Source organism: Luteibacter sp. SVR4-7G (assembly GCF_056755555.1).
This window is the reverse complement of sequence record NZ_JBPGXO010000005.1, coordinates 1-15869: the sequence shown is the minus strand read 5'-3', so window position 1 is coordinate 15869 and position 15869 is coordinate 1. Positions and strand designations below refer to the sequence as shown.

The 15869-nt window shown below is 67.5% G+C and carries 13 protein-coding genes; 6 read left to right on the top strand and 7 right to left on the bottom strand.

Translation table 11 applies throughout. The features are described 5' to 3' along the window. Positions 1-14: 14 nt before the first annotated feature. The 7 genes from ACR9ZH_RS02970 to hisN form a co-directional block, all read right to left on the bottom strand. Positions 15-308 (bottom strand): hypothetical protein, encoded by a 294-nt coding sequence (locus ACR9ZH_RS02970; protein WP_481289278.1) that lies wholly within the window; start codon positions 306-308, stop codon positions 15-17. Next, positions 308-1336, bottom strand: a complete 1029-nt coding sequence (locus ACR9ZH_RS02965; protein WP_481289277.1) for an aspartate-semialdehyde dehydrogenase — start codon at positions 1334-1336, stop codon at positions 308-310. The genes ACR9ZH_RS02970 and ACR9ZH_RS02965 overlap by 1 nt, the downstream gene beginning before the upstream one ends. A gap of 11 nt (positions 1337-1347) precedes the next feature. Continuing rightward, positions 1348-2367: a 2-hydroxyacid dehydrogenase gene (locus ACR9ZH_RS02960; protein ID WP_481289276.1), complete on the bottom strand. Its 1020-nt coding sequence runs from the start codon at positions 2365-2367 to the stop codon at positions 1348-1350. 4 nt (positions 2368-2371) lie between these two features. Then, the gene (gene aroC / locus ACR9ZH_RS02955; RefSeq protein ID WP_481289275.1) at positions 2372-3475 is read right to left on the bottom strand and encodes a chorismate synthase; all 1104 of its coding nucleotides are present in this window, start codon (positions 3473-3475) and stop codon (positions 2372-2374) included. 13 nt (positions 3476-3488) lie between these two features. After that, entirely contained in the window at positions 3489-4409 is a 921-nt protein-coding gene (gene prmB, locus ACR9ZH_RS02950) for a 50S ribosomal protein L3 N(5)-glutamine methyltransferase (protein WP_481289274.1), read from the bottom strand. A 411-nt stretch (positions 4410-4820) separates the two neighbouring features. After that, positions 4821-6959, bottom strand: coding sequence for a phosphocholine-specific phospholipase C (locus ACR9ZH_RS02945; protein WP_481289273.1), 2139 nt, complete (start codon positions 6957-6959; stop codon positions 4821-4823). A gap of 7 nt (positions 6960-6966) precedes the next feature. Further along, positions 6967-7758, bottom strand: coding sequence for a histidinol-phosphatase (gene hisN, locus ACR9ZH_RS02940; RefSeq protein ID WP_481289272.1), 792 nt, complete (start codon positions 7756-7758; stop codon positions 6967-6969). A gap of 150 nt (positions 7759-7908) precedes the next feature. Here hisN and ACR9ZH_RS02935 point away from each other — a divergent pair, with 150 nt between their 5' ends. From ACR9ZH_RS02935 to ACR9ZH_RS02910, 6 genes are all read left to right on the top strand, one after another. Further along, positions 7909-8910, top strand: coding sequence for an ABC transporter substrate-binding protein (locus ACR9ZH_RS02935; RefSeq protein ID WP_481289271.1), 1002 nt, complete (start codon positions 7909-7911; stop codon positions 8908-8910). 26 nt (positions 8911-8936) lie between these two features. Then, the gene (locus tag ACR9ZH_RS02930; RefSeq protein ID WP_481289270.1) at positions 8937-9938 is read left to right on the top strand and encodes an ABC transporter ATP-binding protein; all 1002 of its coding nucleotides are present in this window, start codon (positions 8937-8939) and stop codon (positions 9936-9938) included. Then, positions 9935-11566: an ABC transporter permease subunit gene (locus ACR9ZH_RS02925; RefSeq protein WP_481289269.1), complete on the top strand. Its 1632-nt coding sequence runs from the start codon at positions 9935-9937 to the stop codon at positions 11564-11566. The genes ACR9ZH_RS02930 and ACR9ZH_RS02925 overlap by 4 nt, the downstream gene beginning before the upstream one ends. Further along, positions 11556-12311 (top strand): DeoR/GlpR family DNA-binding transcription regulator, encoded by a 756-nt coding sequence (locus ACR9ZH_RS02920; RefSeq protein WP_481289268.1) that lies wholly within the window; start codon positions 11556-11558, stop codon positions 12309-12311. The genes ACR9ZH_RS02925 and ACR9ZH_RS02920 overlap by 11 nt, the downstream gene beginning before the upstream one ends. Positions 12312-12404: 93 nt before the next feature. Then, on the top strand, positions 12405-15419 hold the full coding sequence (locus tag ACR9ZH_RS02915) for a TonB-dependent receptor (protein ID WP_481289267.1): 3015 nt from the start codon (positions 12405-12407) through the stop codon (positions 15417-15419). Between the two features lie 10 nt (positions 15420-15429). After that, the coding region (locus ACR9ZH_RS02910; protein WP_481289266.1) for a CocE/NonD family hydrolase at positions 15430-15869 on the top strand (440 nt) is incomplete at its 3' end.

The window sequence follows — 15869 nt, the reverse complement described above, 5'->3', positions numbered from 1 at the left end:
CCACCGGGGAACCCCTACTTTCCCTGGCTAGACTCCAACTGCCGGCGAAGCTCGGCGATCTTGCGGTCGCGTTCCTCGATGTCGCGGCTGGTGGCCTGCGAGCTCGATTCGAGCATGTCCACCCGCTTCTTCAGCTGCTTCACCTGGACGCCTTCATGCTTCTCCTGGCTGCGGAGCGCATCGAGCCTCGCCTTCTCCACGGCCGCATCCGCGGGCGGCGGCGCCGTCACCTGCGGCGGCTCGCCCGCCGACGTCAACGGCGCGAACAGGACGAGCAGGCAGGAGGCGGCGACGGCGCGCGGATGCATTACAGGTAATCCTCGACCAGGATCTCGGCGATCTGCACGGCGTTCAGCGCCGCGCCCTTGCGGATATTGTCGGCGACGATCCACAGGTCCAGGCCGCGCTCGTGCGAGATGTCCTCGCGGATACGGCCGACGAAGACCGGATCCTTCCCTGCCGCATCGCCCACCGGCGTGGGATAGCCTCCCGCCTTGCGCTCGTCCTGCACGACCACGCCCGGCGCTTCCTCGAGAAGTTCGCGAGCGCGCTCGGCGGTGATCTTGTCGCGCGTTTCGATGTGCACGGCCTCGGCATGGCCATAGAACACCGGCACGCGCACGGCCGTCGGGTTTACCTGGATGGACGGATCCTCGAGGATCTTCCGGGTCTCCCAGACCATCTTCATTTCTTCCTTGGTGTAGCCGTTGGCCTGGAATTCGTCGATGTGCGGGATCACGTTGAAGGCGATCTGCTTCGGGAACTTGGTGGCCTCGACCTCCTGGAAGTTCAGCATCTGCGCCGTCTGCTTGCCGAGTTCCTCCATGCCGCTGCGGCCTGCGCCCGACACCGACTGATAAGTGGCGACATTGATCCGCTCGATGCCCGCTTCGCGATGGATCGGGGCCAGGGCCACCAGCATCTGCATCGTGGAGCAGTTCGGGTTGGCTATGATGCCGCGTACCGTGTAATCGGCGATGGCGTGCGGATTCACCTCCGAAACCACCAGCGGAATGTCGTCCTGGTAGCGGAATTCGGAGGTGTTATCGATCACCACGGCGCCGGCCGCCGCCGCGCGAGGCGCGTGCTCGCGGCTTACCGAGCCGCCGGCCGAGAAGAACGCGATGTCCACGCCGTCGAAGTCGTATTTGGCAAGGTCCTGGACGACGTAGGATTTTCCGTTGAAATCGACCGTACCGCCCGCCGAGCGCTCGCTCGCCAGGGGCACCAGTTCGCTGACCGGGAAATCCCGTTCGGCGAGGATCGACAGCAGGGTTTCGCCGACCGCGCCGGTCGCACCCACCATGGCTACCTTGTAACTCGTCTTCTTGCTCATGCTTCGCTTCGTCAGGCGTTGGGAGAAACAGGTCGGCTGGCGTCGGCCAGCACACCCGGATTGAGGATCGTGGGTGGCCGGCCGGCGTGAGGACCATGTCCGAACGCCGCCAGCACATTGTCCACAGCCAGCGCGGCCATATCGCGACGCGTGTCGCGGCTTGCGCTGGCGATGTGCGGACTCAGCACGACATTTTGCAGATGCAACAGGTCGGGATGCACCGAAGGCTCCCCTTCGAAGACATCAAGGGCCGCCGCCGCGATGACGCCGCCGGCCAGCGCCCGGGCGAGGGCAGCGTCGTCGACGATGCCGCCGCGGGCGATGTTCACCAGCGTGGCGGTCGGTTTCATCGCCGCCAGTTCGGCCGCTCCGATGGCGTGGCGGTTCTGCGCAGTGAACGGCAGCACCAGGATCAGGTGGTCCGACTCGGCAAGCAGGGTGGCCTTGTCCACATAGGTCGCCGCGCACTCCTGCTCGATGCGCGCATCCAGCCGCGAGCGGTTGTGGTAAATCACCCCGGCACGGAACCCGGACGCACGGCGCGCAATGGCCTGGCCGATGCGGCCCATGCCGAGGATGCCCAAGGTCTTGCCGTGCACGTCGACGCCCAGCCAGTCCTCGAAACGGAAGCCCTTCCACTGGCCGTCGCGCAGCCAGCGCTCGGACTCGCCGACCCGGCGCGCCGCGGCCAGCATCAGCGCCCAGGCGTAGTCGGCCACGGTTTCATTGAGCACGTCCGGCGTGTTGGACGCGCCGATGCCGGCGGCGGTCAGCGCCTCCAGGTCGAGGTTGTTGTGGCCCACGCCGAGGTTCGCCACGAAGCGCAGGCGCGGCGCGCCGGCGACGGTCTCGGCATCGATGCGCTCGGTGAGGCCGACGATGGCCGCGTCGGCGTCCGCCAGGCAGGCGATCCGTTCCGCGGTCGAATGCATCCGGTCGTCGGCCTCCACGTGCACCTCGAAATAAGGGCGCAGACGGTCAACGATGTCCGGGAAGAACGGACGCGAGACCCAGATCTTGGGCTTGCTCATCGCCTCAACCTTCGAACGTGCCGGGGATGCGCGGCGGTACCGCGCCCACGTCGCCGCACTGGGCGCGATGGCGCAGCGCCTGGTCCATCAGCACGAGGGCCAGCATGGCCTCGGCGATGGGCACGGCGCGGATGCCCACGCAGGGATCGTGGCGGCCCTTCGTCACCACCTCGGTGGCCTCCCCTGCCCGGTCGACGCTGCGCCCGGGGACGAGGATGCTGGAGGTCGGCTTGAACGCCATCGACACCACGACAGGCTGGCCCGAGGCGATGCCGCCGAGGATGCCTCCGGCATGGTTGGAGAGGAAACCGGCGGCGGTCATCTCGTCGCGGTGCTGCGTACCGCGCTGGGCCACGGCGGCGAAGCCATCGCCGATCTCCACGCCCTTCACGGCATTGATCGACATCATGGCCGCGGCGAGTTCGCCGTCGAGCTTGCCGTAGATGGGTTCGCCCCAACCGGCCGGCACGCCGTCGGCGACGACGGTGACCTTCGCCCCGACCGAATCGCCCGACTTGCGCAGCGCGTCCATATAGGATTCGAGTTCGGGAACCTGCGCGGCATCCGGCCAGAAGAAGGGATTCGCTTCGACCGCCCCGGCATCGAAACCGCGCGGCACGATTTCGCCGATCTGGGCCACATGTCCGTGCACGGTTACCCCGTAGCGCCCGGCCAGCCACTTCTTCGCGATGACGCCGGCGGCGACGCGCATGGTGGTTTCGCGGGCCGAGGAGCGGCCGCCGCCACGTGGATCGCGCACGCCGTACTTCTGCCAATAGGTGTAGTCGGCGTGCCCGGGGCGGAAGGTGTCGAGGATATTCCCGTAATCCTTCGAGCGGGCATCGGTGTTGCGGATCAGCAGGGCGATCGGCGTACCGGTGGTGACGCCTTCGTAGACACCCGAGAGTATCTCGACCTCGTCCGCCTCGCGGCGCTGCGAGGTATGCCGCGAGCGCCCGGTGGCGCGCCGCTCCAGGTCGGCGCGGAACTCGCCGGCATCGAGCGGCAGGCCCGGCGGGCAACCGTCCACCACGCACCCGATCGCCGGGCCGTGGCTTTCGCCGAAGGTGGTGACGGAGAGGAGCTTGCCGAACGTATTGGAGGACACGAGGTTTCCGGGGTCAGTTTCTTGCGGCGCGCGCGGCTGCGATATCCGCGGCGTGCTCTACGAGGTCGCGCCGTTCCAGCGCGAAGATGCCCATCGGCCCCACCTTGAACTCGAGCCAGACGAAGGGCACGCGCGGCAGGAGCTCGACCAGCGCATGCTCGCTGTCGCCTACTTCCACGATAAGCAGGCCGTCTTCGCTGAGATGGTCGGCCGCCTCGTCGAGGATGCGCAGTGTGATGTCCAGTCCATCATCCCCGGAGGTCAGGCCGAGGACCGGTTCATGGCTGTATTCGGCCGGCATGGCCGCGTATTCGGCGTTGGTGACGTAGGGCGGGTTGGAGACGATGAGGTCGTAGACCTCGCCCTTCACGCCGGCGAAGAGGTCCGACTTCACTGCGCGCACGCGGTCTTCCACGTGCTGGAACACGATGTTCTCGTTTGCCAGCGCGAGGGCGTCGTCGCTCACGTCGACGAGGTCCACCTGCCAGTCCGGGTTGTACTCGGCCATGGCGATGCCGATGCAGCCCGAACCGGTGCACAGGTCCAACGCCCGCTCCACCCGGCGGTCGTCCAGCCAGGGGGTGAAACGGCTTTCGATGAGTTCGGCGATGGGCGAGCGCGGCACGAGCGCGCGGCGGTCGCTCTTGAACTTCAGCCCGGCGAACCAGGTTTCGCCCACGAGATAGGCCACGGGCACGCGCTCGGCGATGCGCTTCTCGATCAGGGCCAGCACGGAGTCGCGCTCGGCGGCCACGAGCTTGCCGGCGCCGTAGGCGGGCGGCAGGTCGGGCGGCAGGTGCAACGCGGCCAGAACCAGGTGGGTGGCCTCGTCGATCGGATTGTCGTGGCTGTGCCCGAAGGTGAGGCCGGCGGCCGAGAAGCGGCTCGCACCATAGCGGATGAAATCGATGATGGAGGACAGTTCGCTGGTCACGGAGGGGGATTTCGATGGGGCTGGCCCGTGAGTATAGCCGTCCGGGCGCCCGATGACCCCGTCACATCCCGTCGTCCCAGCGACGGCAGGAACGAGCCGCTGGGTGCCTGCCTGCGCAGGCACGACGGTAGGTGGCGTCGCCTACTAGGGCCTGTTCACACTGTTCGCATGGCCCGCGCCGGGATCTGTTTGCTCGCCAGGCAAGGAAGAACGAAGGAGTGTACGTCGGTACACGACTGAGTGATGACGCGGCCTGGCGAGCAAACAGGCCCGGCCCTTCGGGTTGTCATGGAGTGGCCGTCATGCGGCAGCGCGCGGCTTGGCTTGGCAGCCAGCCAAGCCGGCGCCACGCACTGCCACCTGACAGCCACTCCATGACAACGCGGGCTATGCGAACAGTGTGAACAGGCCCTACCTACCTGCCTTCGCGCCAACGCCCGGATCGCTGGTCGCAGCCCTGCCATCTTCGTGATGACCCGCGTAGCGACGAAGATAGCGAGGCGTCGACAGTAGGGCGATCGACAGGTCGTACCAGCCTGCACTGTCCGTCAAGTCGAAAACCATGGTCTTGCGGCCGGCCGCCGGGACATCGGCCTCCTGCGTGGAGGAATCGACGTAGGCATTGGAGACGCGACACGACACGACTTGCGCGCCCCGGTTGGACAACACGACTTCGACGCGTCGCTGACCGGCCACGCCACGGACTTCGGCCTCGAACGTGTCGTCCGCGAAGCCCCGGAGCGCACAGAAATAACCGTTCGGTCCATGGATACGACGATCGTATCCGTCGCCTGTCGCCGCCAGTTGCCAGCGATCCTCGATGGTGTCGCCCGCCGATACCGCGTACCGGCGCGGCGGGGCGTCGCGGTGGAGACCGTCGTAAACGAGGAAGGCGGCGCCGAGCCTGCCCTGGTTATCGAAGGCGACGTGGCTGGCGCCTTCGGCCAGCCGGTGGCGGACCGACCAGGCGTATCCGAGCGGCCGGGCCGGGCGCGTGCCCGGCTCCTGCCGCGGCATCGACTGCTCGCGGGGAACCAGGATCGGCGTTTTGCCGTCCGAACCCGCCGGCACGCCCGGCGCCGGCATCGCCGTGTCGGTCTTGCCGGCGAAATCGAACGCGCTGGTGAGGTCGCCGCAGACCGCGCGGCGCCACGCGCTGATGTTCGGTTCCTCCACGCCGAAGCGTTTCTCGAGGAAGCGCAGCACGGAGGTGTGATCGAAGGTCTCCGAGCAGACCCATCCGCCGCGCGTCCAGGGCGATACCACAATCATCGGTACGCGATTGCCGAGGCCGATCGGCTGCAACCCACCGGGGTCGCTGCCGGGAACGACGGGCGCCGCGATGCGCGGATGCCGGTCGAGATCCATGATCTCGTCACGGAGACTGCCAACGAGCTCCCGCGACAGCATGCCCTCGCCGTCCTCGCCGCTCGACAAGGGCGGCGCGGGCGGCACCACGTGATCGAAGAAGCCGTCGTTCTCGTCATAGTTGAGGAACAGGACGGTGCGGCTCCAGACCTTCGGGTTCGCGGTGAGCGCCTCGATGACCTTGCGGATGTAATACGCGCCGTCGGCGGGCGAGGCTTTCGGGTGCTCGCTGTACATGTAAGGGGCGACGATCCAGGTGACCTGCGGCAGGCGGTCGCGCAGGACGTCCTCGCGCAGATCGCGCAGCGTATGCGTGGAAACGCCGTTCCGCACCAACGGACCCGCGGGGTCCGCGCCCTCCCTGACCTGGTAGGCCGCGAAGAATTCGAGCGAGTTGTCGGTGTAATTGTCGGTAGGCGAGCCTGGTTCGCCGGTGCCGCCCTGGTAGACGCGCCAGCTGACGCCGGCCTTCTCCAGCCGCTCGGGATAGGTCGTCCAGGTATAGCCGTTGGTCGCGGGGCGTTCTTCCGTGCCGGGGCCGTTGTCCTTCGTGCCGAGACGGCCGGAGGGGTCCGCCGTGCCGCTCCATAGATAGACACGGTTGATCGCCGTGTCCGCCAGTGCCGAGGCATGGTACGCATCGCATACGGTGAACGCGTCGGCCAGCGCGTAGTGGAACGCGGCGTCCTCGCGGCGCAGGTAGGCCATGGTGAGCACGTCCTGCTTCTGCTCGATCCAGCGGTCGTTCCTGCCCAGGTTCCACGCGCCGTGACCGCTGCTCCAGCCATGGTCGGTGCCTTCGTGGTGGTCGCCGGAGGCACGGGTGTCGAGATGGAACGGATAGACCCAGGCGACATCGTCGCCCAGGCCTCGCGATTTCCAGAATTGGGTCCGTGCTGCGCTAAGCGGCTGGCGCCAGACGGGATCGCCGTTGCCGAGCTCGAGCACGCGCGGGTCGGCGAAGCCGCGCACGCCGCGCAGGCTGCCGAAATAGTGGTCGAAAGACCGGTTCTCCTGCATGAGCACGACCACGTGTTCCACATCGGCGATCGTGCCGCTGCGGCGATCCGGCGGCGTCGCCAGCGCTTTCGCGATCGCTGCGGGAAAACCCTGCGCGATCAGCGAGGCGGCGACGGTGGCGCCGGCAGAGTGGAGGAAACGGCGGCGGTCGCGGGAAAACACGTCGGTTTCAGTCCCTCGCGAGCGATTCGATCAGCGCGGCATGCAGGGCGGGTGTCGCGGCCGCGACGACGCGCGAGCCGCTGCCCAGGTTCAACGGCCGCCCTTCCCAGTCGGTCACGACGCCGCCCGCTGCTTCCACCACCGGCGCGATGGCCAGGTAATCGTAAGGCATGAGGTTGGCTTCGACCACGGCGTCGATATGGCCGGATGCCAGCATGCCGTAACCGTAGCAGTCGCCGCCGAAGCGGCGCGTGTACGCCTCGCGGCTGGTGCGGTCGAAGCGCGCCCACTCGTCGGGCGTGAACATGTCCGGCGTAGTGGTGTAGACGGTCGCCGACGCGATCGCATCGCACGCGCTCGTGCGGCACGATCTTCCGTTCATGACGGTGCCCGCGCCAACGTGCCCGATCCAGCGCTCGTCGAGTGCAGGCATGTCGAGCACGCCCAGCACGGGATGCCCGTGGTGCAGCAGCGCGATCAGCGTGCCCCACAACGGCCAGCCGGAGATGAAACTGCGCGTGCCGTCGATGGGATCAATGGACCAGACGAATTCCGCATCCACGCGCGTGGCGCCGTATTCCTCGCCGAGCAGGCCATGCGCGGGCCATGCGTGCTCGATGCGTTCGCGCAGCATCGATTCCACGCCCCGGTCCACCGCCGTCACCGGGCTCATGTCCCCCTTGTGGGAGACGTCGACGGGGCGGCGAAAGCGCGGCAGCGAGAGCGCCCGCGCGTTGTCTGCGATCCCCGTGGCGAAGGCTTCGAACTGCTTCCGCTCGGCGGCGGACAACGATTGCATCAACGGCACTCCTGGTTCGTCGAAGCGGGCGGGCTAGCGTTCGCACGTTTCGCGGTGATGACAAAAACGGAAATATTCCGATGGACGCGTACGCCACAGGTTTGCAAATATACCCAAAACGCCACACGGGGTGTGACCCCCAGAGACGGCATGCGCCCATATCGACACATCGCGAGCGTGACCCTGCTGCTGGCCATGGCCGGTATGGCGCATGCCGGGACCGTCACGGTGTACGCCGCGCTCGAAAGCGACGAGATCGCGACGTACCTCGATGCCGCAAAGAGGGCCCTGCCCGGCATCGACATCCGCGTGCTTCGCCTGTCCAGCGGCGACCTCGCCGCACGCCTGCTGGCCGAATCGGCCCAGCCGCGCAACGACGTCATCTGGGGCATGGCCGTCACGGACATGCTCAATCCGCGCATCGCCGCGCTGCTGGCACCCGTCCATGGCAAAAACATCGACCGGATGCCCGCGGCCTTCCGTGCCCCTGACGGGCGCTGGTTCGCGCCGACCGGGTTCCTCGCCGCGCTGTGCGTGAATCGCGAAGCGCTGGCCGAGCGGGGGCTGCCGATGCCGCGCAGCTGGCGGGACCTCGCGTCGCCGGGCTATCGCGGCCAGATCGCGATGCCCGACCCGTCCTCGTCCGGCACCGGCTACATGCTGATCTCGTCGCTTTCCGACGCGGGACGCGACGAGGCCGGCATGGATACGGTGCTCGGCATCGCGCGCAATATCGGCCAGGTGACGCTGTCCGGTTCCGCGCCCTGCAAGCTCGCGCGCATCGGCGAATTTCCGATCGGGATTTCCTTCGCCTTCTCGGCCATGCAGTCGATCCGCCAGGGCTACCCGGTGACGATGGTGATACCGGAAGGCGTGAAGGGGTACGAGCTGGAAGCCTCGGCCCTGATGCAGGGATCGCCGCACGGCGAAGACGCCCGGCGCTTCCTCGAATGGACCGCCTCGCCCGAAGCCGCCGCGCTGTATCGCGGCTACAAGGAAATCGTCGCCGCACCGGGCAGCGTGCCGAGCGAGGAACAACAACGGGAAGGGCTGCCCGCCGACCTTGTCGCGACGCTCCCCGCGCGCGACTTCGCCACGGCCGCGCGCGAGCGCGCGGCACTCATCGCCAGGTACAAGCGGCTGACGCGCTAACGCGCGGCCATGGGGAGTTTTGGGGTATGCATCTGCGGATCGACGGCATCGCAAAGGCATGGGACGGGCACAAGGTGCTCGACCAGGTGTCGTTCGGCGCGCGCGAAAACGAATTCGTCTGCCTGCTCGGCCCGAGTGGCTGCGGAAAGACCACGCTGCTGCGCATCGTCGCCGGGCTGACGACACCCGATGCGGGCCGCATCACCCTCGGCGGGCGCGACATCACTGCCCTGCCCGCGCGCGAGCGGCGCATGGGCCTCGTGTTCCAGGCGTACTCGCTCTTTCCGGACATGACCGCCGCCGCCAACGTGGGCTACCCGATGCGCCTGCGCCGCGATCCGCCGGCGAAGATCGCCGCGCGCAGCAGCGAACTGCTCGAGCGGGTCGGCCTCGGCGGGCTCGGTTCGCGCTTTCCGGACGAATTGTCGGGCGGACAGCAGCAGCGCGTGGCGCTGGCCCGTGCGCTCGCCACCGAGCCCGCGATGCTGCTGCTCGACGAGCCGCTTTCCGCGCTCGACCCCGCCATCCGCGGACAGCTGCGCAGCGAGATCCGCGCCCTGCAGCGTGCGCTGGGCATCCCGACCATCATGGTGACCCACGACCAGGAAGAAGCGCTCGCGATGGCCGACACCGTGGTCTGCATGAATCATGGACGGATCGAACAGACCGGCACGCCACGCGATCTCTACGAGCGTCCGCGCTCGCGCTTCGTCGCCGAATTCATCGGCCGGGCCAACCTGCTGCCCACGTCCTTCGTGCGCGACACCATGCCCGGTTTCCTCGAGCGCCGCCCGCCCGGTGGCGAAACGGCGTACGAGCTCTGCCTTCGTCCGGAAGACGTGGTGATCCAGGGCGACCCCCGCGGTGAAGCCGTGGTCGAAGACACGGTGTTCCTGGGCAACCTCGCGCGCGTGACGCTGGCCTGGCGCGGACGCAAGCTGCTCGTGGAACTGCCGGGCAACAGCAGCCTCGCGCGCGGCGAGCCGGTTTCCGTCGACGCGTTGCGCGGCGCGTGGGTGTGCGCATGACTTCCGCAGGCCGCATGGCGAGCGTGCCGCTGCTGGCCTTGCCGGTGCTCGGCCTGCTGCTGTTCTTCGTGCATCCCCTCGCCACCCTGCTCTGGCGCAGCGTGACCGATGCCCACGGCGCGCTCACGGCCGCCAATTACCTGCGCCTGTTCGACGATCCGGGCCTTCCGCGGGCCGCCCTGCACAGCCTCGCGATCGGCGTCGCCACCACCGCCTGCTGCGTGCCGTCAGGCCTCGCCCTCGCCATGGCGCTGCATCGTTCCCGCCTGCCGGGGAAAGCGCTGATCCGCGGCACCCTGCTCCTGCCGATGCTCGCGCCCTCGCTCGTCCTGGGCCTGGGCCTGGTGTGCCTGTTCGGCCGCAACGGGCTCGTCCACCGGCTCACTGGCCTGCCTACCGATATCTACGGATTCTGGGGCCTGCTCGTCGCGAATACGCTGTACGGCCTGCCGCAGGTGGTGATCATTGTGTCGGCGGCGCTCGCGCGCACGCCGGTGCGCCACTACGATGCCGCCGCTTCCATGGGCGCCACGCCATGGCAGCAGTTCCTCGACGTGACGCTGCCACGCCTGCGCTTCGCCCTGCTCGCCGCCGCCTTCCTCGTCTTCACCGAAACGCTCACCGACTTCGGCAGCGCGGTGATCGTGGGCGGGAACTACCGCGTACTGGCGATGGAGATCTACAGCGAAGTGGTCGGCCAGCTCGACTTCGCCATGGGCGCGACCCTGGGCATGCTGCTGCTCGCCCCGGCGCTGCTGTCGGTATGGCTCGGCCGCATCGCGCGGCGGCGCCAGGACAGCGGCGACGCGATGCCGGGGCGCATGCTCGTGCCAGTGGCGCATGCCGGACGCGACGTCACGCTCGGCATCCTGAGCATCGCGTCCTTGCTGCCGCTGCTCGCCGTGGTGGCCACCGTCGCCTATGTCAGCGTCGTGAAGCTGTGGCCGTACGACCGCTCGCTCACGCTGGCGAACTACATCGACATGCCCGAAGGCTACGGCCCCGTCGCGACCTCGCTCGGCATGTCCCTGCTCGCCGCCTGCGCGGGCTCGATCCTCGTCTTCGTCCTGGCGGCCGGGCTGCGCCGCGCGCCACGGGCCGTCGCGCGCCCGGTGCAGTTCCTCGCGTCCCTGCCTGCCGCCGTACCTGGCATGGTGCTCGGCCTCGGCTATGTACTCGCCTTCGACCGCGGTGTCCTTTCCGGGTGGTTCTACGGCAGCGTCGCGATCGTCGCCTTCTGCAGCCTGTACCACTACCACGCGCAATCCTTCCTCGCGATGCAGACGGGCATGCGCCAGGTGCCGGAAGCCCTGGACGATGCCGTCGCCGTGTCCGGAGGCGGCACCGGTCACGTCCTGCGCGACGCGGTGCTGCCCTTCGCCGCGCCGGCGGCGATTTCCACCTTCTTCTACCTGTTCATGCGCTCCATGGTGACGCTGTCCGGCGTGATCTTCCTGGTCACGCCCGACCTCGGCCTTGCCTCGGTCACCGTGATGCGCCTCGACGAAAATGGCTTCCTCGCGCAAGCCGCCGCCTATGCGATGTGCGTCGTGCTCGCCGGCGCGCTGGCGCTGGGCGCGATGCGCCTCCTCCTCCACGTCCTCAAGGAACGACGCCATGTGGCATGAAGAACGGCACTCCCGGATCCGCGACCTGCTCCGCACCAGCGGCCAGGTATCGGTGGAACGTATTGTCACCGAGCTTGGCGTATCGCGCGAAACGATCCGCCGCGACCTCGTCGAACTTGCCGAGCGTGGCGAGATCCGCCGCGTGCACGGTGGCGCGGTACTTACCGGCGACGAGCCGCCGATCGACGTTCGCCACGCCACCCGCGTGCGCGAGAAGCGCGCCATCGCGAAAAAAGTGGCCGCGCTGGTCGAAAGCGGGCAGACCATCTTCATGGATGCGGGCAGCACGATGAACCTGGTGGCCGAGGCGCTGGCCACGCGCAGCGGCCTCACCATCGTCACCAATGCGGTCGACGTGGCCGCGCGTTTCGCGGCGCGTTCCGGCAACGACGTGCACCTGCTCGGCGGGCGCTTCAACGCGCAGACGGGGTGCACCCAGGGCGCCGCCACCGTCGCCGAGATCGGCCGCTACCAGCCCCACCTTGCCATCCTTTCCCCGGTGGGGATCGACGCCAAGGCCGGCGCCAGCAGTTTCGAAATGGAAGAAGCAGAGGTCGCCAGGGCGATGTGCGCGAACGCGCGCCGCATCGTGATCGCGGCCGACCATTCCAAGATCGGCGTACGCAGCCGCGTCGCCTGGTGTCCCGCGGACCGCATCGACGCGCTCGTTACCGACCGCCGCTCGGAGCAGTCCCGCGCGATCGCCGCCATTCGTAAGGCCGTGGGCGACATCGCATACGCCTGAAACAACACCGTGCCAGGAAGGCCTGCATCCATCCTCGTTTTCAATCGTTTGAAATCTCCCTGCCACTCACCAAAGCCTTCCCCGGAGCATCCCATGAGTTCCCGCCTTTACCTCCGACGTACCCTCCTGTGCGCCGCCGTCGCGGCCTCCCTGTCCGGCGCGGCGTTCGGCCAGGCCACCACCGGCCGCATCGCCGGCCAGGCACCCGCCACGGCCGGCGCATCCGTGCTGGTCGAAGGCAGCAACGGCCTGGTGCGCGAAGTGCCCGTCGATGCGCGTGGCCGCTACGCGGTCGAATCGCTGCCGCTTGCGACCTACAAGGTCTCGCTGAAGTCCAACGGCAACGTCGTGGACACGCGTGACAACGTCACGCTGCGCGTCGGCGCGGCCACCGACGTCTCCTTCCCGGGCGCCGCGCCCTCGGGCGACGCCCAGCAGCTCGAAGGCGTGACGGTCTCGGCCACAAGTCTGCCCAAGATCGACGTCGCCACTGTCGCGTCCAGCACCGTCATCACCGCCGCCGACATGGCGCGCCTGCCGCTGGCCCGCACGGCCGAAGCCGTGGCCCTGCTGGCACCGGGCGCCTCGCCGGGCGCCCGCGGCTTCAAGGGCGCGTTCGGCAATACGCTGGTGAGCTTCGCCGGTTCGTCCGTCTCCGAGAACGCCTACTACATCAACGGGATGAACACGACCGATCCGCTCAGCGGCTTCGGCGGCATCACTCTTCCTTACGGCGCCGTGGACCAGCAGGAAGTGCTGAGCGGCGGCTACTCGGCGATGTACGGCCGTTCCGACGGCGGCGTGATCAGCCAGGTGGGCAAGCGCGGCACGAACGACTGGCATTTCGGCGCACAGGTACTGTGGGAGCCCGACTTCGCCCGCGCCAGCGCGCGTAACATCAGCTACGGCCACGGCAACCCGAATCCGCCGGGCTCCACCTTCCAGCGCAACGACGACAATCACGAGTGGAGCACCACCGTGAGCGCGTACGCCGGCGGCCCGCTGATCAAGGACAAGCTGTATGCCTTCGCCGCGGTGGAAATGGAACGCAGCAAGGGCAACACCATCGGCGATGTGAACCACGCCTACGACACGCGGTACACGTACAAGGATCCGAAGTGGTACGGCAAACTCGACTGGAACATCAACGACAGCAACATCCTCGAGCTTACCGGCGTCAACCAGACCCACCGCAGCAACGGCAACAAATACGCGTACAACTATACCGACCAGACCATCGGTGACTACGCCGGCACCGATTACACGTACAAGACCAAGGCGACGATGTACGTCGCCAAGTACACCAGCTACATCACCGACGACCTGACCCTCACCGCCCTTTACGGCAAGTCCAAGCTCACCTACTACAACGAGCCGCCGTTCACCGGTGTCACCGGGCCCTTCATCGGCGGCGTGAACCAGCAGAATCCCGCCCTCAACGGCGGCCACCCCATCACCAACGGGCAGACGCTGGACACCGTCGACAACCCCGATCATGAATCGACCAACCGGAACCTGCGCGTCGACCTCAATTACAAGATCGGCAGCCACTCGATCACCGCCGGCATCGACAACCAGGATTCCCACGACATCGACGACGGCACGACCATCGGCGGCGACGGTTACGAACTCTGGTACGGCAAGCAGGATCCCAACCTCAACATCAGCGACAACCCGTTCGTCGGCAAGCCGGGCGACTACCCTGGTGGTGAACAGGGCTACTTTGCCTACTACCGCCACTACAACACGCTGGCGTCGGTACGCGTGAAGCAGCGCGCGCAGTACGTCATGGACGACTGGCAGGTGACCGACCGCCTGCTGCTCTCGCTCGGCCTGCGCAACGACCAGTTCACCAACTACAACCCGGCGGGCCAGCCGTACCTCAAGCTGACCCGTCCCCAGTGGGCGCCGCGCCTCGGCTTCAGCTGGGACGTGAACGGCGACTCCACGATGAAGATCTACGGCAACGCCGGCCGTTACTTCCTCGCCATGCCGGCGTCGGTGGCGCTGCGCACCTCCGCCGGTTCGCTCGCGGTGAACCAGTACTTCACGTATACCGGCATCGGCGCGAACGGCTTGCCCACCGGCATCACCTACATCGCGTCGCAGACGGGTGGCGGCGTGTCGCCGAACGGCGAATACGGCCAGGCACCGGATCCGCGCACCGTCAGTGCCAAGAACATCAAGTCGGAGTACCAGGACGAGTTCATCCTCGGCATGGACCAGCAATTGAATGCCGACTGGGTGTGGGGTGCGAAGGCCACCGTGCGCAAGCTTCGCAACGCGCTGGACGACGTGTGCGATAACGGCGCCATCAGCCGCGCCGCCGCCGCGCAGGGTGCCGACATCGACGCACTGACGATCGGCAGCTGCTACCTGTCGAATCCGGGCCGGGCGAACGTCTACGAACTGGCGAAGGACGGCGGCGGCTACTACGACGTCACGGTCACCAATGCCGACTTCGGCTTCAGCCACCTGAAGCGCAACTACTACGGCCTGGATCTTTACCTGTCGCATCCGTTCGACGGCACGTGGTCGGCCAAGGTCGACTACCTGTTCTCGCGCAGCTACGGCAACACCGAGGGTCAGGTGCGTTCGGACGTGAACCAGGGCTCGGTGGCGGCCACGCGCGACTGGGATTACGCGACGCTGATGGACTACGCCAACGGCTACCTGGCCAACGACCGCAAGCACCAGCTGAAGCTCTACGGCTCGTACCAAATCGCCCCGGAGTGGATGGTCTCGGCCAACCTCACGGTGCAGTCGGGAACGCCTAAGTCCTGTCTCGGCCGCTACGGCGCCGATGAAAGCGATCCGTCCGGCTACGGTAGCTACTACCACTTCTGCTTCGGCGAACCCTCCGCCTACGGCGCAAAGGGCCGCCAGCCCTGGGAAGAGCTGCTCGACCTGAACGTTGAATACCGTCCGCTCTGGGCCGACCGCAAGCTGGCCTTCAACGTGTCGGTGTTCAACGTGCTGAACCAGCAGCGCCCGGAATCGACCAACCCGGTGTCCGGCAGCAGCGGTTCCGTCAACGACGGCTACGGGCAGGTCAACAGCTACACGCCGCCCCGCTACGCCCGTTTCGGCGTTACCTACGACTTCTGACGGAGACGTCATGAAAACACTGCTGCGACTGGGTATCGCCGCACTCGCCGCCGGGGTCCTCGCGACCCCGGCGACTGGTGGCGAGAAAACCTACAAGGAACTTCCCAGCGAGATTCCGGCACGCTTCACGCCGGCGAATCCCGGTTTCGATTTCGAACGGCGCACCGTCGACATTCCGATGCGCGACGGCGTGAAGCTGCATACGGTGATCCTGGTGCCCAAGGGCGCGAAGCGCGCCGGCATGCTCCTTACCCGAACGCCTTATGGCGCGGACGGGATGGGGCACCGCTCGGACAGCCCGCACCTCGGCCCCGCGTTGCGCGGTTACGACAATCCTGCCGACATCATCGTGCAGGACGGCTATATACGCGTCATCCAGGACATCCGCGGAAAGAACGGCTCCGAAGGCGACTTCGTCATGAACCGTCCGCCCGTCGGCCACGGCAATCC